Genomic DNA, 26849 nt, shown 5'->3' with positions numbered 1-26849 from the left:
GGGGCGGACTGGCTACTCAGGTGCGGGACTGAGCGAACAGGCCGGGTTCGGTGAGAATGCCCCGCAAATGCCACTCAGACGTCACTCAAGTACGACCAGCGCATGCGCAGGCCAGGAGCCAAGCGAATCACGAACGTATGACCGGCGACCATGCGCCAAGGTCACACCGTCGAGTGATGACAAGCCGGGTGCCAGATGGTGGACAGCACCCTCAGTCGTTGTAGTGTGGGGATACGCACAGCTCCCATGACTCGGCGTTCGGACCCTCGAAGTGAACGATCTGACCCTCGGGGCGGACGTTCAGTGAGATAGCGCGGCGCGCCCAGTAGGGGTGACTGGCGCAGCCGGTCTTCTTGTCCGGATTAATTAAGCGGGTGGTCCCAGGCAGGGTGTCCCGCGAGGCCAGCCGGTGGTTGACGATGTATTTCGTGGCTGCGGACCAGCACGGGACTTCAACCCACTTGCCCGCCTCCGGTGTGTCGGCATCCGGGCTGACGTGGTGCACGCAGTCCTCCACCGCGGCGTGGGAGATGTCGCCGTTCAGATCCTCGCTGACCGAGTTGGCAGTGGAAGTGTGGTTCGCGTACAGGAGAAGGAGCAGGACGGCGAACGAGGTGATCAGACCAAGAGGGACGAGCCACTCTCTGCCATTCGATACGGGGTGTGTCCATGTCGGGGGATCTTCCCGGCTTTCCAAACGGACGTAGCGGCCGCGCCGCCGAACCGTGACGAGTTCGGTGGTGTCAGCCTTGAGGTAGCGGAGGCATGGAGGGCTGACGTTTCCGTCGATGTTCACCTTGATCTTGCAGGTGCCGGGATCGAGGTCGTAGGTCCTGGTCGCGGCAGGTTTGATCATTGTGTGCTCGCCGTTCAGGAAGATCCCGAGACGGCTTTGGGTCTTGTTCTCGATGCTCAGACCGGCACGGGTCCTGCGGACTGACGGGGCGGGCGTGGTCGCGCCCGAGAAAGCCGTCGAGGATACCGTGGCCTTGGACCTCCCCTTGGTCTCCGACGTCGTCTCCTCGTTCTTGGCCGGGGAGTCGAGCAGCCGTAGCGCCTTGCAGATGGAGGGGCGGTCGGCCGGGTCTTTCTGCAGGAGCGCCGTGATGAGCGGTTCGAGGCGGCCGGCCCGGCGCATCGGTGGTGTGTTCTCGAATGCCACTGCGTGGAGCGTTCCGGCTGGGTTGTCGCGGTGGAACGGGGCGATGCCTTCCACGGCCTCGTACAGCGTGGTGCCCAGCGAGAACAGGTCGCCGGCGGGGCCGCCCTTCTCACCCTGGGCCCGTTCCGGGGAGAGGTAAGACAGGGAGCCGATGACCAGGCCGGTCCGGGTCAGCTTGGAGTCGGTCTTGTTGACGGCGATGCCGAAGTCGGTGAGCAGGATCTGGCTCTGCGAGGTCACCATGACGTTGGCCGGTTTGATGTCGCGGTGCACAATGCCCTGCTGGTGGGCCGCGTCCAGGGCGTGTAGAAGTGCCTTGGCGACCACCTCAACGGCCTCCACCGAGAGGCGCCTCTTCTCCTTGGCCAACAGCTCGTGGAGGGTGTCGCCCTCCACGAGCTGCATCACGATCCAGGGGGCGCCGTCCACGGTGACCACGTCGTGGACGCTGACGATGTTGGGATGATCGCGCAGCTTGGCGGCATTGCGGGCCTCACGCCCGGCACGGAGCAGCAAATCCTTGCGATCGGCCTCAGCGAGGTCCTCGCTCAGAAATAACTCCTTTACCGCGACGCCGATTTGGAGGGTCTCGTCGCGCGCTGCCCAGACCCGTCCGAAGCCGCCGGAGCCCAGGATACGGTCGAGCCGGTACCGCTCACCTATCAGCAACCCCCGAGTTCCCCGCACCACGACGCCCCCTCGGTTCACTGCCAGCCGGAAGTGGTGACGATATTGCCAGGGCCGCCGGCTTCACGAAGGATGGATGACGCCATGAGTGACCTCGGGGACTGCCCTGGCCATCCGTGACATCCTCACGGGACCCGGGCCTGGCCAGTTCGCCCAGTCCCTGACCGCATCCCACCGCGGTGACCAGCACCCCATGCCCAATCTCAACTCCGAGACGGGCATTACCTCACGTACCGCGCTCTCATGGGTAGCCTCAAGACATGCTGCCTGCAGACCGCAAGCCTGTGTCTGGCGAAGTGACGGGCTGGCTTGCTCGGAATGCCATACGGCTGATCAGCCTCACGGCAGGCACGTCCACCAGCGACCTTCAGCCGCTGAAGGGCGTTCTCGACGGCGTGCGGGTCATGGGCATCGGGGAGTCCACACACGGAACACGTGAGTTCTGCCGGCTCGAGCACCGCCTGTTGAAGTTTCTGGTGACGGAGCTGGGCTTCTCGGTCCTGGCCATGGAAGCGAGCGCATCCGCAGCACCAGCCGTTGATGCCCACGTACTCCACGGCGTCGGCGATGGCGCGGAGGCCGTGGCTGAGCTCGGGTTCTGGACCTGGCGCACCTATGAGGTGCTCGCGGTGATCGAGTGGATGCGGGCCTACGACCGCGGCCACCCGAAGCCCAGAAGGTGCGCTTCGTGGGCATTGATCCCCAACAGTGCGGGCCTCCCTCACGGTGCTCGACGCTGTGCTGCGGCGCGTGGCACCCGCTCGTGCGCTTGAGTTTCCCTCCCCCCTCCGCGTGCTCGCCAAGGCATATCCGGGATCGCGCCCCGACCCCGAGCAGCCTGGTCCACGACCCCGAGACGCTGTTGGACTTCCTCCTCAAGAACATCCCCGAAGCGGCCAACGCGATACGCCAAGCCCGGATTCTCAGCAGGCTGCCGACCGGGTGACCCGCGCCAGACAGCACACGCATCCCGAACAGACCGTGATCTCCGCAGCGCAGCCGACGCGCCGTTGGCCGTACGGCATTGGCTTCACGGCCGCCACGTCGCACGAGGCTCCGGCGCGGTGATTCCACTCTGGACCCACCAGTGCAACCACACCCCGGTCACTTTGGCCGACGCGTACGGCGGACTGGCTTATGTGGCGGTCTCGAACGGCTCCCAGTCGCTCAGATGCCCCTCAGAGGATCGGCGGGCGCCCCAACCGGGTCATGCGCCACACCGTGCGCCACCTCATCGGCTTGCGCGGGCCGCACGGCGTCCGTACGCCTTCGAAGAAGCCGCCCCACCACGCCGTCAGGCCCGCGAGAGACCGGGTTCGCGCCATGGTGAGCAGGATCCACACACCGAGATAGACCGGAATCAGGGGGACCGGGAGCCGACGACGGGCCAGCCACACCCGGTTGCGAGCGGTGAACCGGTAGTAGACCGCGTGCCGGGCCGGCGAGGTCTTCGGGTGCTGGAGGACGAGATCGGGTTCATAAAGGATCTTCCATCCCGCATCGAGCGCACGCCATGCCAGATCGGACTCTTCGTGCCCGAAGAAGAACTCCCCCGCCCACAAGCCGGTCTGCCGGAGCATGGGCATCGAGAAGGCGTGGCCGCCACCGAGGAAGGCGGTCACCAGACCACGGCGCATCGGGTCGTCCGCACGGAGCCGGGGTACCCAGCGCCGCTCGGTGTGCCCGTGCTCGTCAGCGACCCTGAATCCGATGATCCCCAGCTTCGGGTCTTCCACGAACAATTGCTGGACCTTGCGGAACACATCGTCGTCGACCAGTAGGCCGTCATCGTCCAGTTCCACGACGACGTCGACCTCACCCGAGTCGCGCAACAGCTCCAACGCCACGTTGCGACCACCGGGGCAGCCCAGGTTCTCCTCCATCGGGATCTTGGTCACGTCCGCCGTGACGTCGGTGAGGGGTGTCGCGTTCCCCACCAGAACCACGCGCGCCGCAGGGACATCCTGCTTCTCCACCGAAGCGAGCAGAGCCTCAAGCTCCCGCGGGCGCGTGCCCATGGTCACGATGACGACTCCGATACGCGGCAACGACATAGCAGCAAACTCCACTGGTCGGCAGAGTGCCGATGCTAGCGTCGCGCGGCATGTCCCTGGCACCGCCTCCCACACACGTCTGTGACGTGACATCCCACGTCACGCAGCACGTGAAGTGCCCCGAGGCAGGCAAACACGAGGAGACCGACCTGGCCTGGCGTGCCATCGACCGGGGCTGGGACGTCCTGTACGAGCCCCTGCTGGTCCTTCAGCACCCCAAGACCTCCCCGGCCCGGCACGCCGCGTACTACCGGATGACGGCCCGCAACCGGGTCTGGCTGGCCCAGCGGCACCTGCCCGCACCGCTCGTCCCCGTCTACCTCGGTGCGCGGGTGGCCTTGACGGTGGCCCGTACGCGTTCCCCGACGGGCCTGCGGGCCTGGTTCGAAGGTTTCGCCGGCCGCCCGGGAAGCACCGCCGGACGGCCCCGGGGCGTCCTGGCCCTCCGCAGCCCCAGGGCTCCTCAGACCCCCCGCGCCCCCTGCCGGGGTGCGAAGCCGCCCTCGCGCAGGTCCTCCGCCAGCAGCCGCTTGGCGATGGCGTCGGCCGCCGCCCGCAACTCCTCGCTGCGCGGCCGGCCACGGTCCTGTTCCAGCCGGTCGCCCAGCCAGTCCGCCCAGGCCCGCGAGATCACCGCCGCCTCCCGTTCGCCCGCCCGCGTATGGGCGAAGAAGCCGTTCTGCCGGGTCAGGAATCCCTCCTCCACCATCCGGTCGAAGACCGGCAGCAGCACCTCCGGCGGCAGTGACAGCCGCGACGCGATGAGGCCCAGGCCGGCGTGCCCCACGGTCCGGGTCATCAGGTCCACCTGCATCACCGCCCATGCCCCCGCCATGTCCAGCCGTGTGTCGGAGGCGTGGACGATCGCGCGCGCCGTGTCGGGCCCCATGTCCCGTACGAGCTTGCCCACCGCCAGTTCCAGCAGTTTGGCCGAGTCCCCCGAGGCCGTGGCCGGGGACGCGAAGCCGTCGCCGATGTCCGTGGAGCCCGCCCGGGCGCTGTCGCGCAGCCGGACCTGCTTGAGGAAGAGCGCGACGACGAAGCCGACGGCCGCCACCGGAACCGTCCACAGGAAGACCGTGTGCAGGGCGTCGGCGTACGCGTCGATGACCGGGCCCGCCCCGGCCGGGGGCAGTCCGTGGACGCCCTGCGGGCTCTGCGCGGCGGCGGCGATGGCGGCCGGATCGGCGCCGGTGGCGAGGGCGGCCTCGGCGACCCCGGCCTGCAGTTCGGGCTCCAGGCGGTTGGCGTAGATCGTCCCGAAGACGGCGGTGCCGAAGGAGCTGCCGAGCGTACGGAAGAAGGTGACGCCGGAGGTCGCCGTGCCGAGGTCGGCGTAGTCCACGGTGTTCTGCACCGCGATGGTCAGCACCTGCATGCACAGCCCGATGCCGGTGCCGAGGACGAACATGTACGCCGACTCCAGCCACCCGCCGGTGCCGGGTCCCATCAGCGACAGCAGGTACAGGCCCGTGCCCATCACCGCGCAGCCGGCGATCGGGTAGATGCGGTATCGGCCGGTCCGGCTGGTGGCGTTGCCGCTGAAGACCGACGCGATCAGCAGGCCGATGACCAGCGGCAGGGTCCGTACGCCGGACAGGGTGGCCGAGTCGCCGTCCACGTACTGGAGGTAGGTCGGCAGGAAGGTCATCGCCCCGAGCATGGCGAAGCCGACGACGAAGCTGAGGACCGAGCACACCGTGAAGACGGGGTTGCGGAAGAGCCGCATGGGCAGCATCGGTTCGGCCGCCCGGGTCTCGGCCACGCAGAACAGGGCGAGGGCCAGCGCGCCGCCCGCGAAGAGCCCGGTGATCACCGGTGAGCTCCAGGCGTGCTCGTTGCCGCCCCAGCTGGTGGCCAGGATCAGCGCGCTCGAACCGGCGGCGACCAGGGTGATGCCCGGGTAGTCGATGGCGGGCCGGCCGGCGGCGCGGACCGAGGGGATGGTGCGGGCGGCCGCCACGACGACGAGCACGGCGATCGGGACGTTGACGTAGAAGGCCCAGCGCCAGCTCAGGTGGTCGGTGAACAGGCCGCCCAGCAGGGGTCCGATGACGGTGGCGACTCCGAAGACGGCACCGATGGCGCCCTGGTACTTGCCCCGTTCGCGCAGGGGGACCACGTCGGCGATCAGGGCCATGGAGGTGACCATCAGGCCGCCGGCGCCGATGCCCTGGAGGCCCCGCCACAGGATGAGCAGGGTCATGTCGCCGGCGAGGCCGCACAGGAAGGAGCCGGTGATGAAGATGACGGCGGAGATCTGGAAGATGAGCTTCCGGCCGAAGAGGTCGCCGAACTTGCCCACCAGGACCGTCGCGACGGTTTCCGCGAGCAGGTACGCGGTCACCACCCAGGCCATGTGGGCCGCGCCGCCGAGGTCCGCCACGATGGTGGGAAGGGCCGTGCCCACGATCGTCTGGTCGAGGGCGGCCAGCAGCACGCCCAGCGTGATCGTGCCGAAGACGACGTTGCGCCGCCGCCGGTCGAGCACGGGCGGCGGCGCGGGGACGGCGGGGGCACTGGTCACATCTCGCACTCTCACAGCACCCCCCACCGCACCGCCTCCCGCAAGCCGCCGTACGGGTGAGAACCCCGCGGCCGCGCGCCGGGGAAGGGGGTCAGCGCAGGTAGGCCAGGCCCGGGTGCTCCGCCGCGTACCCGTCCAGCAGCCGCCGGGCCACCGCCACCGAGTCCACCAGGGGGTGCAGCGCGAAGGCCTTCACGGCGTCCGCCCGCGAGCCGCTCGAAGCGGCGGCCAGCACCGCCCGCTCCGCCGCCTTCACCGAGGTGACCAGCCCCACCGCGTGCAGCGGCAGCGGCGCCACGGAGACCGGGTGGGCGCCGTTCGCGTCGACCAGGCACGGCACCTCGATGACCGCGTCCGCGTCGAGTACGGAGAGGGTGGCGCCGTTGCGCACGTTGAGGATGAGGGTGGCCCGCTCGTCCCGGGCGATGGCCCGCATCAGCGCGAGGGCGACCTTCTCGTAGCCGCCGGACTCCAGGTCGCTCTCCTCGCGCTCCCCGACGCCCGCCACCTCGCGGTTCTCCGACATGTACGTGGCCTCGCGCTCGGCCCGGGTGCGGTCCCAGGCGGCCAGCGCCGCCCCGGCGGGCTGTCCCGGCCGGCCGGCCTCGGCGTAGAAACCGCGCTGCTGGTCGCGCAGGAAGGCGCCGCGCGTCTGCTTCGCCTCCTGGTAGGCCCGTACCGTGTCACGGTTGAAGTAGTAGTAGTGCAGGTACTCGTTCGGGATCGCGCCGAGCGAGCGCAGCCAGTCGGCGCCGAAGAGCCGTCCCTCCTCGAAGGACTCCAGCGCCCGCGTGTCGGCCAGCAGCCGGGGCAGCTCGTCGCGCCCGCCGATCCGCAGGCCGCGGACCCAGCCCAGGTGGTTGAGGCCCACGTAGTCGATCCAGGCCTCGCCGGGACGGGCGCCGAGCAGCCGGGCGATCCGGCGGCCGAGGCCGACGGGCGAGTCGCAGATGCCGATGACCCGGTCGCCGAGTTCCGCGGCCATGGCCTCGGTGACCACTCCGGCGGGGTTGGTGAAGTTGATGACCCAGGCTCCGGGGGCGGTACGGGCGATCCTGCGCGCGATCTCGCGGGCCACGGGCACCGTCCGCAGGCCGTACGCGATACCGCCCGCGCCGACCGTCTCCTGGCCCAGCACTCCCTCGGCCAGCGCGATCCGCTCGTCCGCCGCGCGCCCCTCCAGGCCGCCGACGCGGATGGCGGAGAAGACGAAGTCGGCTCCGCGCAGGGCCTCGTCCAGGTCGCCGGTGGCGGTGACGGCCGGGGCGTCCGCCACGGCGGCGGCCGCGGCCTGGTCCGCGAGGACCCGGGCCATGGCGGCGAGCCGGGCGGGGTCCTCGTCGTAGAGGGTCACATGGGACACCCGGCCCTCGGCGTGGTCGCCCAGCAGTGCCCCGTAGACGAGCGGGACGCGGAATCCGCCCCCGCCGAGGATGGTCAACCGCATGCCCTGTTCCGCCCTTCCGCCGTCGTGGCCGCGGCCACGGCCCGGGGATTCCCGGGCACGGGCGGAGCCACGATTCCGGCGGCACCGCCGGAATGCCACGATCCGTGGCATCCGCGCGGTGTCGCGGATCGTGGCACCGCACGGACCGAACCAGGCGGTCGGTACGGCTCGGTGCCGCCGACCCCGCCATGGCACGGGCCGTGGCACGCGCTTCAGGGGGCCAGTCTCCCCCGCGCTGTCACTCCCCCAGCGGCGGCACGGCCCGCAGACGCGCGCCCTGCTGCTGCGGGGAGCCGGCTCCGCCGCGCACCGGACCGGCCGGCAGGCCCTGCGGGGCCGAGAGCACCAGGGTGATCCGGGTCAGGCCCATTCCCCCCAGCATTCGGCTGGTTTCCGCCACCATCCGGCACCGCACCAGGCCCCAGCCCGGGTCCGGATGGCGCACCGTCCGCACCGCGCCGTCCTGTTCGGCGGCGCCCTCCCCGTGGGTGGTCAGCCAGTGCGGGACCCCGTACCGGTAGGCGGCCTCCATGAACGGGTCACGGGCCACCTCCTGACGGATGCTCCGCAGCCCCTCGTCGTCCGGAGCCCCGGCCAGGGCGGTCGCGAACTGGGCCAGCAGCGGTACGCACCAGGCCGGTTCGTGGTCCTCCAGCACGGCCGCGGCATCCGGATGGAAGAGCACGAAGCGCAGGAAGTTGTCGTCCGGCAGGGCCGTCGGATGGGGGCGGACCGACTGGAACAGCCGGTCGAAGGCCGAATTGGTGAGGGCGACGTCCCACCGGTGGTCCACCAGGAAGCTCGGGTAGGGCACGGCCTCCATGAGGGCCGCGTAGTCCACGAGGTAGTCGCGCTGGGCCGGGTCCTGGGGCAGCCGGTTCTCCTCGGCCGCACGCCAGGTGGGCGGCGGATCGCGGTCGACCATGACCCTGAACAGCCAGAAGCACTGCCGCTCGCTCATCTCCAAGGCCTCGGCCAGGGCGAGGAGTTTGCGGTCCGTCCATTCTTTGACGAGCCCGCGTTCCCAGTTTCCGTACGCGCGCACGCTGATGTGCAGCCGCGACGCGACGTCCTCCTGGCTCAGGCCCAGTTCTTCGCGGCGCTGGCGCAAAATCTCCTTGCGCCGCTCCGACCGCACTGCGCCGCGGGCGGGTTCCTCGCCCGCCAGGCGCTCCTCACCGGCTCGGACGAGGCCATCAGACGGGCCCACCGCTGCGAGATGTGGCACCGAGAGCTCCCCCTCCTCAACGGTCTGGATCTTCATTTCCGTGTGGCGATCCTGCTACCGACTTCATTCGAGTGTCAACTATTGTGGCAATTCCAGCCGAGCGACAGCTCATTCCCGCCACAGCTGTGGCAAGTTCTGGCTCTCCCAAAACAAACCGGATAGATTCCCTGAGGCCGACACGTGCCCACTGACCTCGCGCGATCTAGGAGAACCACTGGTGACAGACGGCTTCCCGGCTCCCGTCGCGGTGGCCAACGCGCCCCTGGCAGCGACCGTCACGCGGGTCGCCGAACTGGCGAACAAAATGGGCCGCGACCCGAACCAGGTCTTCGACCTCCGCAGACTCTCGGAGGCGTCGGGGGTTCCCACTGATGTGATCAGGACCCTGCTGGACGGCCGGCGGGCCGGCGAACCCGACCTGCAGGCGCGTTTCCTCCAGCGCCTGGACCTGCTCCGGCGGACCCGGGTCAAACCCAACGGCCGCCGCTACACGCAGCAGGAGATCGCCGACGGCGCCGGGATGTCCCGGCAGCAGGCGGGCGCCCTGATCAACGGCGACCGGCGGCCCACGATGGAGCACTGCGACGCCATCCAGCGGTTCTTCGGCGTACACGCGGGCTTCCTCACCGCCCATGACGCCGACGCCCTCACGGACGCCCTCCAGCGCACCGAGCAGCAGCTGCTCCAGGACTTCGCGGGGCGCGAGCGGCAGACCGTACCGGCCGAGGCGGCTTCGACCGGCGATCCGCTGGCAAGACTCCTGCAGAACCACGGTGTGCGGGGCATCGCCTGGCGCGCCGCACAACTGCCCAGCGACAAGCACCGGGACAAGGTGACCGAATGGCTGGACATGCTTCTCGAAAGCGTCAAACCGAACGAATCATGACCCAGTCGAAAGTCTGGATCTGATCCTTGAGTCCTGATCCGGATCCGCGCCGACGGGGAGAACGGTGAGCATAGGCAGAGCGCAGCGGCGGTTGTGCGCGGAGCTGGTGTCCGGCATCAAGCTGGCCGCCCCCGTGGAGCCGGTGGACCTCTACGCCGCCCTCTGCGAGGGCATGAGCAGGCACCGCGGCCGCCCGGTGGAGTTCCGGATGGCCGCGTTCCCGCAGGGGACCGCCAGCGGCCTGTGGCTCGACATGGCGGACCGCGACCTGGTGGTCATCGAGGAGCGCACGGCACCCGACCACCAGCTGGTGATCCTGGGCCACGAGCTGTGGCACATGAAGGCCGGCCACTGCAGCCACCACGTCGACGGGGCCGCCGTCGCCGCCCGGCTGCTGACCGACGGCGCCGACCTCGGCGAGACGGTCCGCAGCGTCGCCGCCCGCACCCGGGCCGACGTCCGGGAGGAGACCGAGGCGGAGAGCTTCGGGCTGCTGCTGGGCAGCCGGTGCCGCACCTGGCTGGCCGGGTCGGCGGGCCACCGGCCGCCGGCCCACCGCGACGAGCTGGCGGGCCGGATCGAGACCTCTCTCGGCTACCGGGGGCACAGGAACGACCGTTGAGCGGACCGGACTACTACATCCCGGCGGCCGCGATGGCGGTGGCCCTCGTGTGCAAGCTTCCGGCGCTGCGCACCAACGGCCGCGATCCGCTCCTGCGGTCCGTCTTCGTCCTGCTCCTCCTCGGCGGCGCGGTGTTCACCTTCGCCGCCCCGCCCACCATCGCGGCCGTCAACCGCTGGACCGGCGTCCCCAATTTCTCGGCCCCCCTCGTCTACTGCCTGATGACCGCCTTCAGCGCCTCCTGCCTCGTCCTGGTCTTCAACTGGCGCGGCGGCCCGAGGCAGGAGATCCGGCGCACCTCCCAGCGCTGGATCGCCGGCTACGCCGTGGTCGTGGTGGCCATCATCGTCCTCTTTGCCCTCGGTGAGGCCCCGGTCGAGCGGCTGCGCGACTTCGACACCTACTACGCGAACACCCCCTACATCCGGCTGATGATCGCCGCCTACCTGCTGGCGCACAACGCCGCCGTGCTGATGATGGTGTCGATGTGCTGGCGCTGGTCCCTGCGGGTCAGCGGCTGGCTCCGGGCCGGCCTGGTGATCATCGTCGCGGGGTACACCATCAGCCTCGCCTACGACGCGGCCAAGATCTCCGCCGTCGCCGCCCGCTGGCTGGGCCACGACCTGGACGACCTGAGCACCTACCTCGCCCCGCCGCTGGCCGCCTTCGCCGCCCTCGTCAGCTCGGTGGGCTTCGTCCTGCCGCTGGTGTACCAGCGCGTGTCGGACAGCTGGCGCACCTGGAGCACCTACCGGAACCTCGGCGCCCTGTGGCACGAGGTGCACAGCACCGCACCCCGCGGCACGCCCTGCGTACGGATGTCCTGGTGGTCCCCGGCCGCGATCCGGGTGATCCAGCGGGAGTCCGACATCCACGACGGATTCCTGCGGCTCGGCCCCTCCTTCGACCGGCGCCACCGCGACACCGCCTACGAGCGGGCCCGGTCGGCCGGGGCGGACGAGGAGACGGCCCGCGCCGTCGCCGACGCGGCGATGGTGGTGGCGGCCGTACGGGCCAGCGCCGCCGACCCGGAGGGGGGCGGGAACGGTGACGAGGAGCGGGTGCCGCTCCTGGCCGACGGGCCGCGCGACCTCGTACGGATCTCGCACGCCCTGCGGCACTCGCCGCTGGTGGCCGCCGTGCGGCGGCAGGCGGCCCCGGCGGGGGGCTGAACCGGCGACGGCGCCGGCCCGGACCAGCCCCCGCCGGCGCCGTCGCCGGTTCAGCGGGAGGCAGTCACCGACTGGGCGGGGAACAGCTCCTGGAAGGGCTCGGCCGAGTCGGTGCCGTCGCGCCCGTACGGGGCGTCGAAGCTCCACACCATGAACAGCAGGAACACGATCAGCGCGCTGAACAGTCCGGCCAGCAGCAGCTCGCGCCCCGAACGCCGGATCTGCAGGGTGAAGATCAGCCCGATCGTGACGATGCCGCCGACCACCAGCCCGAACCAGACCACGCCCGGCAGGGTGGACTCGTCGCTCTGGGTCCGGGAGTGCCGGGCGTCGTCGGCGGCGGCGATGTGGTCGAGGAGCGGCTGGTAGGCCTGGGCCTGGAGTTCATTGGCGGGGCTCTGGTGGGTGACGTCGGTACGCAGCTTGCCGAGCAGCTGTGCGCCCTCGGCGGAGGCGTCCCGGCCGGAGACCAGGCGCGGCCAGTCGACGCTGACGGTGTGGGAGACGTACGCGTCCACCTCGCCGCGGATCCGGTCGCGGACGGGCGCGGGGTAGACGTCGGCCCGCTGGGTGACCTCGTACAGCGACTGGGCCTCGCGGCGCACGCTGTCCTCGGCCGCGCCGCGCGCCTCCCAGACACCGGCGATGGCCAGGCCCAGGACGATCGCGTAGACCACGCCGACCATCATCGTCATGTACTCGATGACGTCGGGGGTTTCGCTGGTGTCCTCGTCGTCCGCGACCCGGCGGTGCCGGACCACGGTGATGGTGAGGACGAGGGCGCAGACGAGCGCCATGGCGATGGCCAGGACCAGCCATTCGGACACGAGGGATCTCCCGTTCGTGGGTCAGTGGATGCGGTGCGCGGATGCGCGGTGCGTGGTACGCGGATGCGCGGGCGCATGAACGCGCGGACGCGGGGGCGTCCGTGGGCGGGACGCGGGTGCTCGGAGCCGCGGGCATCAGCTCCGGCCCTTGGAGCGGGGACGCAGCGCGGCGGCGGCCAGCACGGCCGGGGTGGTCACGACGACCATCAGCATCATGGTGCTCAGTCCGTCCGGGCCGCGCCGCTCCAGGGCGACGGAGTGGTACGGGCGCACGTGGAACCTCCGCGTCTGCCCGGCGGCGGCGCCGGCGGCGGGCGGGGCGGAGGCATCGGCCGGGGCGGGCTCCGGCTCCGCGTCCGCGGCCGGCGCGGCCCCCGGCGGCTGCGCCGGCCCGCCCGGCGCCGCCGCCCCGGGCTCGGGCGCCCCCGGCAGCCCCGGCGCGTGGCCGGGGTGGCGCACCGTGGGCCGGACGGCTCCGGGCACCGTCACCCGTACGGCCGGCGGCACCGGCGACGGGCTCCCGGGCCGCGCCACGGGCGGCGGCGGCACGGCGGGCGGCCGCACCTTGGGCGGCTTGGGCGGCCCGCCCGGCACGCACACGTCGACCCGCGCGCCGTGGCCGTTGCCGTCGCCCGCGACCGCCACGTGGCCGTGCAGCGGGCAGAGCGCGGCCACCAGCCCCGCCCCGGCGAAGTACTGCCAAGCCGTCACCGCGGTCCTCCCGATCCGGCAGCCGATATGAGGGTTACGGCTGAAGAAACGATCACGGCGGGGGTTCGGACACGCGCCGGACAGGTCAAGATCCCCGCCCGGGACCTCACTTCGCCCCGCCCGGAACCCCGCCCGAAACCCCGCCCGGAACCCCCGCGTGGTCCCCGCGCGGAGCCCCCGCCCGCGGCCGCGCCCCGACCTGCCGGGGCGGGGCACGCGCGGGGCGTCGCGTACCGGCCGGGCCGGGTGGGCTGCCCCGGCGGACCGGCGGACCCGGCGGCGCGCAAAGCGGTGGCAGGGGCGGGCCCGTGACGGCCCGTGAGGGGCGGGGGCCGGGGCTCGCCTAGGCTTGCCGCATGTCCACCGCCGCGCCCTCCTGCCCCGCCCCGCCCGTCACCGCGTGGCGCGTCATGCGGCGGCCCGGGCGGTTCCTCTGCTCGGGGTGGCCCTGGCGGTGCTGGGCGTACCTGGGCAGCGGGGCTCCGCTCGGGTACGGGGTGCTGCTCGCCCTGGTGCTGCTCGTCGGGCTCGGGGTGCTGCTGGCGGTGGCCGGGATCGGGCTGGTGCTGCTGGTCGCCGCCCTGGCGGGTGCGGTGCCGCTCGGGGAGCTGGAGCGGCACCGGCTGCGGTGGGTGGAGCCGGAGCCGGTGGCGGACCCGCACACCTCGCTCGCCGGGGCCGGCCCCGCCGCCTGGCTGCGGACGCGGCTGCGCGAGCGCGCCACCTGGCGGGAGTTCGGGTACGCCGCCCTGTTCGGGCTGGTCTTCGGGGCGGCCGGCTTCGGGGTGCTCTCGCTCGTGGCGTTCTCGCTCATGCTCGTGGCGGCCCCCGTCATCGTGTGGGCCCTCGCCCCGGAGCCGGTGATGCTGATACCCGGCGAGGCGGTGGCGGGCCCGCTGGAGGCGCTGGGCGGGACGGCCGTCGGGGTGGCCGGGCTGGTGCTGGCCGCGTACGCGGGCGCGCTGATCGCCGGGGCGCAGGTCAAGTGCGCCCGGCTGCTGCTCGGGCCGCGCGAGGAGGACGACCGGGTGCTGGAGCTGACCCGCTCGCGGGTGCGGCTGGTCGAGGCCTTCGAGGCCGAACGGCGGCGCATCGAGCGGGACCTGCACGACGGGGCCCAGCAGCAGCTGGTGGCCCTCAGCATGACGCTCGGCCTCGCCGAACTGCGGCTGCGCGAACACCCGGAGGCCGCGGAGGCGGCGGCGCTCGTGGGCCGGGGCCGCGAGGAGGCCAAGCGGGCCCTGGCGCAACTGAGGGACCTGGTACGGGGGATCCATCCGCAGGTGCTCACCGACCACGGGCTGGCGGCGGCGGTCGCGGAGGTGGCGCTGCGCCATCCCGTGCCGGTGACGGTGGACCTGGAGCTGCCCCGGCTGCCCGAACCGGTCGAGGTGACCGCGTACTTCACCGTCGCCGAGGCCCTCGCCAACGCGGCCAAGCACAGCGGCGCCTCGCGGATCGGCGTCGCCGGTAGGGTCGAGGGCGGCCGGCTCACCCTCACCGTCACCGACGACGGCCGCGGCGGGGCCGATCCCGGCGCGGGGGCGGGCCTGGCGGGGCTGGCGGACAGGGTGGCGATGTTGCGGGGCAGGCTGACGGTGTCCAGTCCGGTGGGCGGACCGACCGAACTGAGGATGGAGGTCCCGTGCTCCGGGTGATCCTGGCCGAGGACTCCGTCCTGCTGCGAGCGGGGCTGGCGGAACTGCTCGCCCTGGGCGGCCACCGGGTCCTCGCCTCGGTCGGCGACGCCCCCGCCCTGCTGCGGGCGGTGGCGGCCGAGCGGCCCGACGTGGTCGTCACGGACGTGCGGATGCCGCCCGGGCTGCGCGACGAGGGGCTGCGCGCCGCGCTGGAACTGCGCGCCGCGGACCCGTCCCTGCCGGTCCTGGTGCTCTCGCAGTACGTGGCCACGGCCTACGCGACCCAGCTCTTCACCGGCGGATCGGCGGCCGGGCTGGGCTACCTGCTCAAGGACCGGGTCGGGGAGGTGACCGAGTTCCTCGACGCGCTCCGGCGGGTCCACGAGGGCCAGACGGTCATCGACCCCGAGGTGGTCCGCGTCCTGCTCGCGCCGAGGCCGGCGAACGAGCCGCTGGCCCGCCTCACCCCGCGCGAGCGGGAAGTGCTGGCGCTGATGGCGGAGGGGCTCAACAACCAGGCGCTGGCGGCGCGCCTCTTCATCACCGAGGCCTCCGTCGTCAAGCACGCCGGCAACATCTTCACGAAGCTGGACCTGGACCCGACGGAGGGCAACCGCCGCGTCCTGGCCGTCCTGGCCCACCTGCGCGCCCCGGGAGGCGCCGCCGGCTGACCACGTCCCGGCCCTCCCCGCGTTCGCCTGCTCCCCGGTGGTCCCGCCGCCCGGCGCCTCCCCCGTCAGCGGGCCGGAGCCGTCCGCCGGGCCCCGGAGCGCGCCACGACACGGGAGGCGGCCGGGCCCGCGGGGGCCGCCGACCGCGCCCAGGCCACCAGCAGCAGCGGCAGCGCCAGGTAGCCGAAGCGGCTCGCCGGAGCCAACAGGAACGCCAGGGTCAGCCCGAGAGCGAGCCGGTCGGCCGCTGCCACCACGGTGCGCGGCGGGCGCACCAGCAGCGACAGCGCCACCCCCAGCCCGCCCAGCACCAGCAGGCCTGCCGCCAGGTACCAGCCCCACGGCCCGGCTTCCGCCAGCAGGTGGCCCGGCAGGGGGCTGCTCGCCGGGGTCGCCACCTCGGCACGCCCGGTCGGGAAGGCGAACACCTGCCGCCACAGCTCCGCCGGCTGGAGCAGCAGGCTCGGCACCACCAGGGCGGCCGTGCCCAGCAGCGTCACCAGCGCGCACCGCCCCGCCGCCCGCCCGCCCCGGCGGGCCGCGAGGAGGGCCAGGACCACCGCCACGGCGGGCAGCGCCGTCCACTTGAGGGCGCACGCCGCGGCCAGGGCCGCCCCGGCGGCCGTCGGGCGGCCCGACGCGGCCGCCGCGAGGGCCAGGCAGCACAGCCCCGCCAGCGGCAGGTCCACCCCGCTCACCGCCAGCGGGAGTGCCACGACCGGCGAAGCCACCAGCAGCGGGAGCAGTGGGGAGGGGGCGGTGCCCAGGAGGCGGCGGCCTGCCCGCATCCCGCCGAAGAGCGCGGCGGCGCACCAGAGCCGGGCGTCGCCCAGCAGCCGTACCACCCAGCTCCCGTCCTCGCCGGAGCCGCCGCCGAGCAGGGCGCGCGGGATGCCGAGGAGTGCCGTCCCGGGGAGGTACGGGGTGTACTCCTCGACCCCGGCGGGCCGGTTCGCGTAAAACCTTCCGGTCTCGAGGAGGCGCCGCCCGGACCGTTCGATGACGCCGACCTCGGACTGCCCCTGTCCGGTGAGCACCAGGTACAGCAGCGGCACGGCCACCGCTCCCAGCAGCGCGGCGGCGAGCGCGGCGCGGCGCCGGCCCAGGGCGGTGGCGGCCGCGGCGGCGAGGTATCCGGCGGCCGCGCACCAGCCCCACAGCCGGTGCGGGGCCAGCGCGGAGAACAGCGGGAAGGACAGCGCCCAGGCGGCCGCGAGCAGCCAGCCGGCGGTCCACCGGGCGGTGGGGGAAGGGATCATGGACCCATTCCAGCCGCGCGGCCCCCTCCGGGTCCGCACGCCCAGGCGGAGTCCTCGTGGTGGGGTTTTGCCTACCTTCCCCTGCCGGCGGTGCCCGCCGGGTACGCCGAAGGGGCGCGGCCCGGGCGGGCCGCGCCCCTTCGGGCGGTCACGGGGGCGCTCAGGCCTCCGGGTTGCCGCCGAAGCGCTCGCGGTAGGACTCCAGGTCCTCCTCGGTGATCCGCGCGAAGAGCACCGGCGGCACGGTGAACGGCGTCCCGGCCGGGACCGCGTCCAGCGCCCTGGCCTGCTCCGGGGTCACCCAGGTCGCGGTGTCGCCGGCCAGCTCGAAGGAGGTGCGCATGGCGCGGGCCGACGCCGGGATGAACGGCTCGGAGACCACCGAGTACAGGTGGATGAGGTTCATCGCGGTGCGCAGGGTGAGCGCGGCGGCGTCGAGGTCGGTCTTGACCTCCAGCCACGGGGCCTTCTCGTCCAGGTACGCGTTGCCGGCCGACCACAGGGCGCGCAGCGCGGCCGCGGCCTTGCGGTACTGGAGGGTCTCCATGTGGCCCTCGTACTCGGCCAGCAGCTCGGCGATCTGCTCGCCGAGCTTCGCCTCCGCCTCGCCGGCCGGGCTGCCCGCGGGGACCTCGTCGCCGAACTTCTTCCGGGAGAAGGTGAGGACCCGGTTGACGAAGTTGCCGAGGGTGCCGCCGAGGTCCTTGTTGACCGTGGCGGCGAAGTGCTCCCACGTGAAGGACGAGTCGTCGGACTCGGGGGCGTTCGCGATGAGGAAGTAGCGCCAGAAGTCGGCGGGCAGGATCTCCAGCGCCTGGTCGGTGAAGACGCCGCGCTTCTGCGAGGTGGAGAACTTGCCGCCGTAGTACGTCAGCCAGTTGAAGGCCTTGACGTAGTCGACCATCTTCCACGGCTCGCGGGTGCCGAGTTCGGTGGCGGGGAACATCACCGTGTGGAACGGGACGTTGTCCTTGGCCATGAACTGGGTGTAGCGGACGTCCTCGGCCTCGTACCACCAGGACTTGTAGTCGCGGCCGGCCGGGTCGGCGTCGGCCCACTCCTTGGTGGAGGCGATGTACTCGATCGGCGCGTCGAACCAGACGTAGAAGACCTTGCCCTCGGCGGCCAGCTCGGGCCAGGTGTCGGCCGGGACCGGGACGCCCCAGTCGAGGTCGCGGGTGATGGCGCGGTCGTGCAGGCCCTCGGTCAGCCACTTGCGGGCGATGGAGGAGGCCAGCTGCGGCCACTCGTCCTCGTGCCGCGCGACCCAGGCCTCGACCTCGTGCTGGAGCTTGGACTGGAGGAGGAAGAGGTGCTTGGTCTCGCGGACCTCGAGCTCCGTGGAGCCGGAGATGGCCGAGCGGGGCTCGATGAGGTCGGTGGGGTCGAGCACGCGGGTGCAGTTCTCGCACTGGTCGCCGCGCGCCTTGTCGTAGCCGCAGTGCGGGCAGGTGCCCTCGACGTAGCGGTCCGGCAGGAAGCGGCCGTCGGCGGGCGAGTACACCTGCCGGATCGCGCGCTCCTCGATGAAGCCGTTGGCCTGGAGCTGCCGCGCGAAGTGCTGGGTGATCTCGGCGTTCTGCTGCGAGGAGCTGCGGCCGAAGTAGTCGAAGGACAGCTCGAAGCCGTCGTAGACCGCCTTCTGCGCGTCGTGCGCCTGCGCGCAGAACTCGGCGACCGAGATCCCGGCCTCCTTGGCGGCGAGTTCGGCGGGGGTGCCGTGCTCGTCGGTGGCGCAGATGTACAGGACGTCGTGGCCGCGCTGGCGGAGGTACCGGGAGTACACATCCGCCGGAAGCATCGACCCGACCATGTTGCCCAGGTGCTTGATCCCGTTGATGTAGGGAAGCGCGCTGGTGATCAGGTGTCGAGCCATCCTCGGATGCTCCATTCGTTTCATTTGTACGGATCTACGCGTGACAACGCGCGGTTCATCGTATCGAACCGCCCAAAGGCCACGCGTCGGCTTTTCCCGGGGCTCCGGGGTCGGGACGCAACGCAAAAGCGAGGACTGTGACCTCTCCGTCACGGCCCTCGCGTCGGGCCCATGCTACAGCGGGCCCGCCGCCGCCCCGACCGGCGTCCGCGCTCCGGACCCGGCCGGCTCCCGCGCCCCGGCGCGGGGCCCGGCGCGGGCCGGGCATATGCGTTCGGCCTCTCCGCTTCCTCGCATGATCGGCATCAGTCAAGAAGCGATCAGCACCGGACCTAATCCCCTCATGTTGCTCCTCCGCCCCCTCGGGGGGCGTAGGCGCTGCTCTCATGGACCCCGCAAAGGGGATGAGGTGGGGAACGGTGAACGATGGCGGACCGGAGGAGTCCGGTGGGGCCGTGGGACTGCCCAGCCGACGGCGGCAGCCCACGCCCATGAGTCAGTGGGGGCCGACCGCGCGCCTGTCGTACTGGGCGTTCCACGCGAACCGGCGGCCCGCGTACATGCGCTTCGCGTACCTCCAGCTGGGCTCCGACGCGGCCGCCGAGGACGCGGTGGACGCCACCTTCGACTCGATCATGAGCCAGTGGCTGCGCATGCTCCACATGGACCGGCTCGACGCCTACGCCTGGACCGTGCTCAAGCAGCGGATCGTCGACTGGCAGCAGCGCCGCGACCCCCGCCTGCGCGGCCCCGAGCCGATGGACACCAGCGCCTTCGAGGCGGCCCTCAAGGAGGCGCACGCCGACCAGTACGAGGTGCTGGCCGACACCATCCGCTTCTACTCGGCGGTCTCCCGCCTCGCCGAGCGCCAGCGGGACGCCGTGCTCCTGCGCTACGGGCTCCAGTGCAGCCCCGGCGAGGCCGCCGCCGTGATGGGCGTCGACGAGGCCACCGTCCGCTCGCAGCTCGGCCAGGCCCACCGGCGCCTCGCGCGGCTGCTCGACGCGTCCGCCGAATCATGAGGCCCGGCGAGGATCCCGGCTCCGGCGACGGCCGTGCGGCGGCGGCCCCGCGCCCCCTGGCGGAGTTCCTGGCCCGCGCGGGCGTGCGCGACCGGTACCCGCACTACGACCTGGGCGCGGCCGAGGCCCGCCTGCTAAGAGTCCCCCGCGCCCCGGGTGTCCCCGGCGTCCCCGCGTCCTCGCCGTCCCGCGGCCGGCGGCGGCCCTTCGGCTGGAGCGACCCCGCCCGGGACCTGCCGCTCGAATCGGAGCGGGCCCGCCGGGACCTGAAGGCCGCCTGTCTGGCCGTGGTCGGGGACCCGCGCGCCGGCGCCGACCTGGGGCGCTTCGTACAGAGCCGGCACAGCGACCTGCCGGGGGCGGTGGTCTTCGGCTGCCTGCTGCACCTGTCCGGGCTGCGCGAGGGCTCCCGCTTCTGGTGGCAGTTCGCCGCGGGCTCCGGCAGCCCGCGCACCGCCGTGGCCGCCTACTGCCTGTTCCTGGACCACTCCCGGCGCGGCGAGCACCACGACGCCCTCCTCTGGGCGCGGGAGCTGGGGCGCCGGGGATTCCGGCCCGGCGGCCGCCGCGAGCTGCGCGAGGTGCGGCTGTGCGCCCAGGCGGCCGTCCTGCGGTACGTCGACCAGTGCGACGACCCCGATCTGGGCCCGGTGCCGCTGCCCAGGCCGGGGCTGCCCGCCGTGCTGGCCGCGTTCCTGCCGTCGGCCCCGCCGCCGGCCGCCCGGCCGCGCCCGGGACCGGGCCCGCTGCGTCACCCCGCGCTGACGTCGGCCGCGCGGGAAACGGTGGTCCAGGCCGACACCGGCGAGGCCCTGGCGCAGGCGCGGCGCGCGCTGGCCGTCGTACGGGTCCTGGAGCGCCACCCGCTCGGGGTGCGGGCGGCCCGGATCGTCCGGGACTCGGGCCTGGCGGCGGCGGAGCTGCGCCCGCTCCTGGCGATGCTGCGCGAGGAGGAGTACGCGTACTGCCCCGCCGCCGGGGTGTACGCGCCCGGCCCGGCCCTGGACCGGCTCGCCGCCCCGGGCGGCACCGGCCTGGCGGGGCAGCTCCAGCGCACCCTGGCGCTGGCCCGCGACAGCGCGGGGGCCGCCGTGTACCTCAGCCGGTACGCGGAGGGCGAGGTCCGGATCACGCAGACGGCCGACGGGCCGGGGACTCCGCCGGTGCGGGAGTGGGTGGACTTCCGGGCCGCCGCGCACGCCAGCGCTGTCGGGAAGTGCCTGCTGACGCAGCTCGACCACGACGGCCGGGCCGACCACGTGGCCCGCCACCGCCCGGCCCGGCTCACCCCGCGGACCATCACGGACAGCCGGGCCCTGTTCAGCGCCCTGGACGCGGTGGCACCGGGCGCCCCCGTCTTCGACCTGCGCGAGTACTCCCCCGGGGTGGTCTGCTCGGCGGTTCCCATCGCGACGGGCACCGCCGCCGGGAGCCTCGCCCTGTCCTTGCCGGTGGCGCACGCCCACCGCCTGCACTCGGCCACCGAGGCCCTGCGCCGCAAGGCGGTCCCGGTGCTGCTGGCGCTGCTGCTGTCCGGGGCGATCCCGCCGGACGCCCCCGCGGGCGCCCCGGCCCCGGCCCCCGCCACGACGCCGGAGACGCTGCGCCACCTCGGGCGGCTCTTCCGGACCCCGCTGACCCGCTTCACGGCGTCGGACGGCGGACCGCACCTGGTCCGTGACTCGGCGTCGGGGGCGGCGTACCTGTTCGACGCCCCGCCGGAGGGGGGCCTCGCGCTCCCGCAGACCCTCGGCCCGCTCACTCCCGGGAATCCCCCGCCCCCGGACGGCCTGATGGTCCTGGGCACCTGACGGCGGCGTCCCGGCCGGCTGCTCGCCGGCTAGCCGACCGGGACGAAGGAATCCAGGGCCGCGTCGAAGTGGCCCCTGGCTTGCGTGAGGCGGCCGAGGGGCGCCGACACCCAGACGTCGTACATCCGGCCGTTCTCGTCCCAGCAGAGGTCGAAGGTGTGCCGGGGCCCCTCGGCGGCGGTGAAGCCGTTCCAGGTGAACTCCCAGAGGGCTGCGGGCAGTCCGTTGTGCGTGGTGGGGACGATGGAGTTGTCGCGGTAGCCGGGGTTGTTGGACGGTCCGTTCGCGTCGGACTGCCGCATCGCGGCGAGCGGTCCCGCCGACGCGGGCTTCACCTTGATGCCGATCCGGATGGCGCCGTCCGCGGAGACGTAGAAGACCCGCTGGTCGTCAGTGGTGCGCTGGAAGCCCTGCGGTACGGCGAGGCCGAAGCCCTCCGGGTCGGAGACGAAGCCGTACCCGGCGGGCGCGGGCTTGCCGGAGGCCGTCCGCGCGGGCGCCACCGGTGCGGGCGCGGTCACGGTGGCCGTCGCCGTGGCCGGGGTCGGGCCCTGACCCGTCGGGGGCCGGGGGACGGAGGGGGCGGTGGCGCCGGGGGCCGGGGAGGCGGGACCGCCCTGCGCGCCGGCCCGGCCCTCGTCTCCGGTCCGCTCCGAGATCAGGGTGGTCACGGCCACGGCGCCGATGACGGCCACCACGACGAGCGCGGCGACCAGCCCGGCGCGCAGTCCCGCCGCGCGGGGTCCGGGCTCCGGCACGGGGCCGGTCCGCGCCGTGACCCGTTCGGTCGGCGAGTACCCGGGCGGGGCGGGGGGCACCGCCGGGGCGGCGGGCCCGGCCGGGCGTCCCGGGCCGGGGGCGCGGTCGAGGAGGGGGAGGCTGCCGGTGGTGACGTACGCGGACAGCAGCCGCTGCGCGTCCGTCACCCCCAGCCGGCGTTCGGGGTCGCGTTCCAGCAGGCCGCGGATCAGCGGGGTCAGCGGCCCGGCCTGCACGGGCGGGCGGATCTCGTCGTAGACGACGGCGTGCAGGACCCCGCCGAGCGAATCCCGGTGGAAGGGCGACTCGCCGGTCAGCGCGGCGCACAGCAGGGCGCCGAGGGACCACAGGTCGGACGCGGGGCCGGCGGCGGCCCCCTGCATCCGCTCGGGTGAGGTGTACTCGGGCGAGCCGACGAAGGCGCCGGTCTCGCTGATGGTGGTGGAGCCCGCGAGGCGGGCGATGCCGAAGTCGGTGAGCACGACCCGCCCGGTACCGGCCTCCATGAGGACGTTGGCGGGCTTGACGTCCCGGTGGAGCACCCCGCGGTCGTGCGCCGCGCTCAGCGCGCCGAGCAGGGCGAGCCCGATGCGGGCGGTCTCGCCGGCGCCGAGGGGTCCGGCGGAGCCGAGGCGGTCGGCGAGGGAGCCGCCCTCGACGAGTTCCATGACGATGTAGGGGCGCCCGCCGTCCTCGACGACGTCGTGCACGACCACCACGTGCGGATGCTTGATCTGTGCGACGGTGCGCGCCTCGCGCAGGGCTCCGACGGCTTCCTTGCCCTCGCCGACGTGGAGTTCCTTCACGGCGACCGCGCGGCCGAGGAGTTCGTCCGAGGCCTGCCAGACGGTCCCCATGCCGCCCCGGCCCAGCCTCTTCCCCAGGCGGTACCGCCCGGCGATCACGACGTGGTTGCGCGGTTCGTCCTGCGACACGTTCCCCCCTCGACCCGGTCAGGCCCCATGATGCCGCACGGGGTGATCCGGCCGCCCCGTTCCGCCGCGGGCCCACCCGGGCTTCCTTCCGGAAGGGGGGTCCGGGTACGGCCCGGAAACGCGGAAGAACCCCACCGGAGTGGGGTTCTTCGTCTGTGGTCAACCGACGGAATTGCCTGACCTGCCGGCTCAGCGAACCGCTGGGGCCGTCGTTCCCCCAGCGGACAAGATCACTTCCCGAGCTGCAGGTCAGCGGTCCAGCCAAATTCCGGTGTGCGACGCTGGAGCACGCATCACCGCCATTCAGCATCTGCGCACCCACCCCGGAGGCACCTGGCGGGAAGCTGGGAACCTCATCGCCCACGTACACGACCCTGTCTCGGCCGGCCGCCTCGTGCAACAAGCACCCTGCGCCTGGCCGAGACCACCAAGCAGGAGTGGCTGTCGCGGCCAGCAGCGGTTGTCCCGTCCGGCTTGCAAAGCTGACCACCCGACGACAACCCGAAAGCTTCAGCGGCTGGGCAGGCCGAGCGCGAGATCCTGCTCCGCCAAGGCCTCGATGGCCGCCGAACGGACGGTCTGCGAGGCAGCCGGCGGCTCCACCCTGACCGGTTCGCCGTAGTCGGCCAGCCAAAAGTCGACCGGCTCCAGGGCGAACCCTGGTATGTCCACAACGATCTTGTGCGGGTACGGCTCCTCGCCGGCCACGAGGTACGCGGTCACCGAATTGCCGGCCTCGCCCCAGCGCACGGGAACGATGCGCATGCCATCCTCGGTGGTCTCGGGTTCACGGGTGGCGCGCTGGCCGGGTTTCACCAGTTGGTCCGTGACGGTGCGCAGAGGGGTCAAGGCGCACAGGTCGACCATGCTCTTGCGGATCCGGCCCTCCTGGCCGAGCTCCAGCCATTTGCCGCGCAGCTCCTTCTCCAGCCGCTTGCCGTTCGGTTTGGTCGCGGACTTCTGGAGGTGGTCGTCACTCCACTTCATCCACGTACGGCCGCCGCGTTCGACGGCGACCTGGAAGAACCCACTCTGGGCATCGACGCGGCAGTTCTTGTCGCGGTCGACGGATATCTCTACTCCGCTCCCGAAGGCGACCGCGGCCTTGGCCGCGACCCGTACCGACGGCGCATCCCTGAACAACTGCATGGACCGGGACAGCAGCTCGCCGTCGGTGCTCTGCTTGGTGTTGCCCGCCCTGCTCGCCCCGCCCTCACAGGCCGTCAGAGCCAGTACCGTACCCGCCGCTGCGCCCAATGCCGCCAGACGTCTTGCCCTGCTCGCCACCGCAAGCCTCATCTTTCGCTCTGAAATCGATCGCTACAACTGAAAGGGTCGGGACAGGGTCCTTGGCCAAGGCCAGTGAGGAGCCGTACCCGCGCAAGCTCGCCGTGGCCCTACGTCCCCTTGTCGGCGGAGGCTCGACCCCTCGTGGATCTCGGCTTCTGTCACGTTCTCACTGGTCATCGGCGCATCGTCCGTGATGGGGAGTTACACGAACGTCTACAGTCACGGAGGCCGCTGGGGGTTATGGATATGGAAGGGGGTGGAGGAGCCGCCTCAGCCCTTGGGAACACGGATGACGACGGTGCCGCACACCTTGTCGGCGAAGGTCTGCTTCTTGGGGTCCCACAGCGGCCACAGCCAGCCGATGTGGCAGGGGAGGCTGTCGAGGACGTGGGTCAGCTTGCGGACGAAGGCCAGGCCAAATCCGCAGGTCCTGCCGTCGGCCGCGCGGCGCAGGCTGATGCCGACCACCTTCTTGCCGATCGACTGCCCGGTGGAGCCCTCCTTGAAGAGCTGATAGAAGCCCATGGCGACCGCGTACACGAGGCCGACGATGAAGAAGACGCCGGGTTCGGCCGTGTCCGGGTCGGAGGCGGTTGCGAGGTCGACGAAGCCCAGGGCGTACATCGGGCCCAGGACGATCAGCGTGTCGAGCAGGTCCGCCCCGACGCGCAGCCCCCAGTGGGCCAGCTCGGGCATCCCACCCGGCATCCCGTGAGCGGAGTGGGCCCCGTAAGGAGCGTACTGCGGGGGCTGCTGGGGGTACCCGTACTGCGGGGCAGCCTGCTGCGGGTAGCCGTACTGCGGCGGCACGCCCTGTGGGGCCTGGTGCGGGTAACCGGGCCGGCCCTGCGGGGTCTGCTGGCCGTACGGGTTGTTCGGATCGCCGAAGCTCAAGGTGAGATCTCTTCGTTGTAGTTAGGCCGGGACGACGTGGGTCAGATCGAAGGAGCACACATCGTCCAGTGAGCAGCTTGTCCAACCTCGGGACACCTGCACCAGAGGGTTTCAGACCACGCTGACATCCCCTGGCCGGGCCGACAGAAGGAGCCTCGGCCAGGGGGAAACAGACGTCAGGAGCGTCCCTGCCGGCCGGACCTATGAGCTGCCACCCGGCCGGGCATGGCTGCGGTAACGCAGCCATGGCTAGGGAAGACGGCCCGCGCCGCCGAGGCACAGCCGACGTCAAGCGCATCGCGACCGCTGACGGAGCCATGGCCTCTGTCTGACGTGTCGAGTGCTGCCGCCCTACAGTCCCCCGGCAACACCACGACCGTCATCACCGTCAGTCGAGGACGTCGGGGATCGGCTCGGTGTTGCTGCGCTGGAGGGCGTTCTTGGAGCCGGCGGCTGGGCCGAGGGCCCAGTCGGAGAGGGCCATGGAGTCCATGTAGCGCTCTTCGTCGTTCAGCAGGACGCCGATGATTGTCTTGCCGTTGCGGGTGACGGAGAAGACCAAGCACTTGCCAGATGGGGTGGTGGTGCCGGTCTTGATGCCGATCGCGCCCGGGTACGCATAGCCGGTCGGGCGCGGCTGGATCAGGAGGTTGGTGTTGCTCCAGGCGGCGACGTTGGCGGTGCCGCCGGTGCTGTAGCTGGTGGTCTTTACCAGGGTCTGGAACAGGGGGATGGTCATCGCGTGCTGGGTGAGCTTCGCCAGGTCACGCGGGCTGGTGAGGTTCTTGCCGGTCGGCGAGATGCCGTCGAAGGAGTCGTACTCGGTGTTGGTCAGGCCCAGTTCCTTCGCCTTGGCGTTCATCTTGGCGATGAAGTCCGCCGTGCGGGCCGCCATGGTCGTACCCGATCCGAAGCTGTCGGCGAGGGCGTACGTGGCGTCGGAGCCCGACGGCAGCATGGCACCGTACAGCAGCTGACGGACCGTCGGCGTTGCCCCCGCCTTCAGCTGCGCCGAACTCGCCCCCTGACGGTAGACGTAGTCCAGGTACTCCTGCTTGACCGTGACCTTCTGCTCGAGGTCGAGGCCCGGCAGGGTAGTGACCACCACAGCGGTCATGATCTTTGTGGTGCTGGCCATCGGGCGCTTGGTGTCGGCGTCCTTGGCCATGAGCGTGGCCCCGTTGGTGCCGTTGATCACGATCGCGCCGGCCGCGGTGAGGGTCGGCGCGGGCGCGGCCTGGGCGGGAGCCGTGGCCGAGAGCAGGGCACCGGTGGCGATGGTCAGTGCGAGCGCGCCCTTGGCGCGCCGCATCAGGGTGGAGATCACTTCAGTCCTTGATCATGTTGAAGAACACCGGACGGAGGCGCC

General features: G+C 72.3%; 20 protein-coding genes and 2 pseudogenes. 9 read left to right on the top strand and 13 right to left on the bottom strand.

The window, feature by feature from the left end:
* Positions 1–211 precede the first annotated feature (211 nt).
* Positions 212–1831 (bottom strand): serine/threonine-protein kinase, encoded by a 1620-nt coding sequence (locus ACFY7H_RS00235; protein ID WP_388930838.1) that lies wholly within the window; start codon positions 1829–1831, stop codon positions 212–214.
* A 278-nt stretch (positions 1832–2109) separates the two neighbouring features.
* On the opposite strand from ACFY7H_RS00235, the gene ACFY7H_RS00230 reads away from it, so the two are divergent.
* Entirely contained in the window at positions 2110–2622 is a 513-nt protein-coding gene (locus ACFY7H_RS00230; protein ID WP_388930835.1) for an erythromycin esterase family protein, read from the top strand.
* A gap of 405 nt (positions 2623–3027) precedes the next feature.
* On the opposite strand, the gene ACFY7H_RS00225 is transcribed toward ACFY7H_RS00230, so the two are convergent.
* The gene (locus ACFY7H_RS00225; protein WP_388930832.1) at positions 3028–3903 is read right to left on the bottom strand and encodes a glycosyltransferase family 2 protein; all 876 of its coding nucleotides are present in this window, start codon (positions 3901–3903) and stop codon (positions 3028–3030) included.
* 134 nt (positions 3904–4037) lie between these two features.
* Here ACFY7H_RS00225 and ACFY7H_RS00220 point away from each other — a divergent pair.
* Positions 4038–4334: pseudogene (locus ACFY7H_RS00220) on the top strand (glycosyltransferase family 2 protein); the annotation flags it as partial.
* Positions 4335–4366: 32 nt separating this feature from the next.
* Here the strand turns inward: ACFY7H_RS00220 and ACFY7H_RS00215 are convergent.
* The 3 genes from ACFY7H_RS00215 to ACFY7H_RS00205 form a co-directional block, all read right to left on the bottom strand.
* Entirely contained in the window at positions 4367–6430 is a 2064-nt protein-coding gene (locus ACFY7H_RS00215; protein ID WP_388930830.1) for a DHA2 family efflux MFS transporter permease subunit, read from the bottom strand.
* Between the two features lie 91 nt (positions 6431–6521).
* Positions 6522–7877 (bottom strand): 6-phospho-beta-glucosidase, encoded by a 1356-nt coding sequence (locus tag ACFY7H_RS00210; protein WP_388930828.1) that lies wholly within the window; start codon positions 7875–7877, stop codon positions 6522–6524.
* Between the two features lie 238 nt (positions 7878–8115).
* Positions 8116–9141, bottom strand: a complete 1026-nt coding sequence (locus ACFY7H_RS00205) for a helix-turn-helix domain-containing protein (protein ID WP_388930826.1) — start codon at positions 9139–9141, stop codon at positions 8116–8118.
* A gap of 181 nt (positions 9142–9322) precedes the next feature.
* Between ACFY7H_RS00205 and ACFY7H_RS00200 the strand changes: the two genes are divergently transcribed.
* From ACFY7H_RS00200 to ACFY7H_RS00190, 3 genes are all read left to right on the top strand, one after another.
* Positions 9323–9991 carry a helix-turn-helix domain-containing protein gene (locus ACFY7H_RS00200; protein ID WP_388930823.1) on the top strand — a complete coding sequence of 223 codons (669 nt, stop codon included), beginning with the start codon at positions 9323–9325 and terminating at the stop codon, positions 9989–9991.
* Positions 9992–10055: 64 nt separating this feature from the next.
* Positions 10056–10613: a toxin-antitoxin system, toxin component gene (locus tag ACFY7H_RS00195; RefSeq protein ID WP_388930820.1), complete on the top strand. Its 558-nt coding sequence runs from the start codon at positions 10056–10058 to the stop codon at positions 10611–10613.
* Positions 10610–11785 (top strand): MAB_1171c family putative transporter, encoded by a 1176-nt coding sequence (locus ACFY7H_RS00190; protein ID WP_388930817.1) that lies wholly within the window; start codon positions 10610–10612, stop codon positions 11783–11785. Before ACFY7H_RS00195 ends, ACFY7H_RS00190 begins: the two co-directional genes overlap by 4 nt.
* A gap of 50 nt (positions 11786–11835) precedes the next feature.
* Here the strand turns inward: ACFY7H_RS00190 and ACFY7H_RS00185 are convergent, their stop codons facing one another.
* On the bottom strand, positions 11836–12612 hold the full coding sequence (locus ACFY7H_RS00185; RefSeq protein WP_388930815.1) for a hypothetical protein: 777 nt from the start codon (positions 12610–12612) through the stop codon (positions 11836–11838).
* 135 nt (positions 12613–12747) lie between these two features.
* Positions 12748–13323 (bottom strand): hypothetical protein, encoded by a 576-nt coding sequence (locus ACFY7H_RS00180; RefSeq protein ID WP_388930812.1) that lies wholly within the window; start codon positions 13321–13323, stop codon positions 12748–12750.
* A gap of 356 nt (positions 13324–13679) precedes the next feature.
* Here ACFY7H_RS00180 and ACFY7H_RS00175 point away from each other — a divergent pair, with 356 nt between their 5' ends.
* Positions 13680–14981 carry a sensor histidine kinase gene (locus ACFY7H_RS00175; protein ID WP_388930809.1) on the top strand — a complete coding sequence of 434 codons (1302 nt, stop codon included), beginning with the start codon at positions 13680–13682 and terminating at the stop codon, positions 14979–14981.
* Positions 14969–15634, top strand: a complete 666-nt coding sequence (locus tag ACFY7H_RS00170) for a response regulator (protein ID WP_388930806.1) — start codon at positions 14969–14971, stop codon at positions 15632–15634. The genes ACFY7H_RS00175 and ACFY7H_RS00170 overlap by 13 nt, the downstream gene beginning before the upstream one ends.
* 65 nt (positions 15635–15699) lie before the next feature.
* On the opposite strand, the gene ACFY7H_RS00165 is transcribed toward ACFY7H_RS00170, so the two are convergent.
* Positions 15700–16893, bottom strand: coding sequence for a glycosyltransferase 87 family protein (locus ACFY7H_RS00165; protein ID WP_388930804.1), 1194 nt, complete (start codon positions 16891–16893; stop codon positions 15700–15702).
* A gap of 160 nt (positions 16894–17053) precedes the next feature.
* Positions 17054–18769, bottom strand: coding sequence for a methionine--tRNA ligase (gene metG / locus ACFY7H_RS00160; protein WP_388930801.1), 1716 nt, complete (start codon positions 18767–18769; stop codon positions 17054–17056).
* Positions 18770–19260: 491 nt separating this feature from the next.
* On the opposite strand from metG, the gene ACFY7H_RS00155 reads away from it, so the two are divergent.
* Positions 19261–19791: a sigma-70 family RNA polymerase sigma factor gene (locus tag ACFY7H_RS00155; protein WP_388930798.1), complete on the top strand. Its 531-nt coding sequence runs from the start codon at positions 19261–19263 to the stop codon at positions 19789–19791.
* A gap of 785 nt (positions 19792–20576) precedes the next feature.
* Positions 20577–21323: pseudogene (locus ACFY7H_RS00150) on the top strand (IclR family transcriptional regulator C-terminal domain-containing protein); the annotation flags it as partial.
* A 308-nt stretch (positions 21324–21631) separates the two neighbouring features.
* On the opposite strand, the gene ACFY7H_RS00145 reads toward ACFY7H_RS00150, so the two are convergent.
* The 4 genes from ACFY7H_RS00145 to ACFY7H_RS00130 form a co-directional block, all read right to left on the bottom strand.
* Positions 21632–23296 (bottom strand): serine/threonine-protein kinase, encoded by a 1665-nt coding sequence (locus ACFY7H_RS00145; RefSeq protein ID WP_388930796.1) that lies wholly within the window; start codon positions 23294–23296, stop codon positions 21632–21634.
* Between the two features lie 510 nt (positions 23297–23806).
* Complete coding sequence (locus ACFY7H_RS00140; RefSeq protein WP_388930794.1) at positions 23807–24553, bottom strand: hypothetical protein; 747 nt, start codon at positions 24551–24553, stop codon at positions 23807–23809.
* A gap of 303 nt (positions 24554–24856) precedes the next feature.
* A complete protein-coding gene (locus tag ACFY7H_RS00135) occupies positions 24857–25480 on the bottom strand; it encodes an RDD family protein (protein ID WP_388930791.1) in 624 nt (207 codons plus the stop codon).
* Positions 25481–25868: 388 nt separating this feature from the next.
* Complete coding sequence (locus tag ACFY7H_RS00130) at positions 25869–26792, bottom strand: D-alanyl-D-alanine carboxypeptidase family protein (protein WP_388932204.1); 924 nt, start codon at positions 26790–26792, stop codon at positions 25869–25871.
* Positions 26793–26849: the final 57 nt, after the last annotated feature.

Origin of the sequence: Streptomyces sp. NPDC012794, from assembly GCF_042901085.1 — a bacterium.
Lineage (GTDB): Bacteria > Actinomycetota > Actinomycetes > Streptomycetales > Streptomycetaceae > Streptomyces.
The sequence above is the reverse complement of the archived record's forward strand: the minus strand, read 5'-3'. Positions and strand labels throughout refer to the sequence as shown.

Coding starts and splice junctions, on each gene's coding strand:
- ACFY7H_RS00230 (WP_388930835.1), top strand. CDS start 2,110: ATGCTGCCTGCAGACCGCAAGCCTGTGTCTGGCGAAGTGACGGGCTGG.
- ACFY7H_RS00225 (WP_388930832.1), bottom strand. CDS start 3,903: ATGTCGTTGCCGCGTATCGGAGTCGTCATCGTGACCATGGGCACGCGC.
- ACFY7H_RS00210 (WP_388930828.1), bottom strand. CDS start 7,877: ATGCGGTTGACCATCCTCGGCGGGGGCGGATTCCGCGTCCCGCTCGTC.
- ACFY7H_RS00205 (WP_388930826.1), bottom strand. CDS start 9,141: ATGAAGATCCAGACCGTTGAGGAGGGGGAGCTCTCGGTGCCACATCTC.
- ACFY7H_RS00175 (WP_388930809.1), top strand. CDS start 13,680: ATGTCCACCGCCGCGCCCTCCTGCCCCGCCCCGCCCGTCACCGCGTGG.
- ACFY7H_RS00165 (WP_388930804.1), bottom strand. CDS start 16,893: ATGATCCCTTCCCCCACCGCCCGGTGGACCGCCGGCTGGCTGCTCGCG.
- metG (WP_388930801.1), bottom strand. CDS start 18,769: ATGGCTCGACACCTGATCACCAGCGCGCTTCCCTACATCAACGGGATC.
- ACFY7H_RS00155 (WP_388930798.1), top strand. CDS start 19,261: ATGAGTCAGTGGGGGCCGACCGCGCGCCTGTCGTACTGGGCGTTCCAC.
- ACFY7H_RS00130 (WP_388932204.1), bottom strand. CDS start 26,792: ATGCGGCGCGCCAAGGGCGCGCTCGCACTGACCATCGCCACCGGTGCC.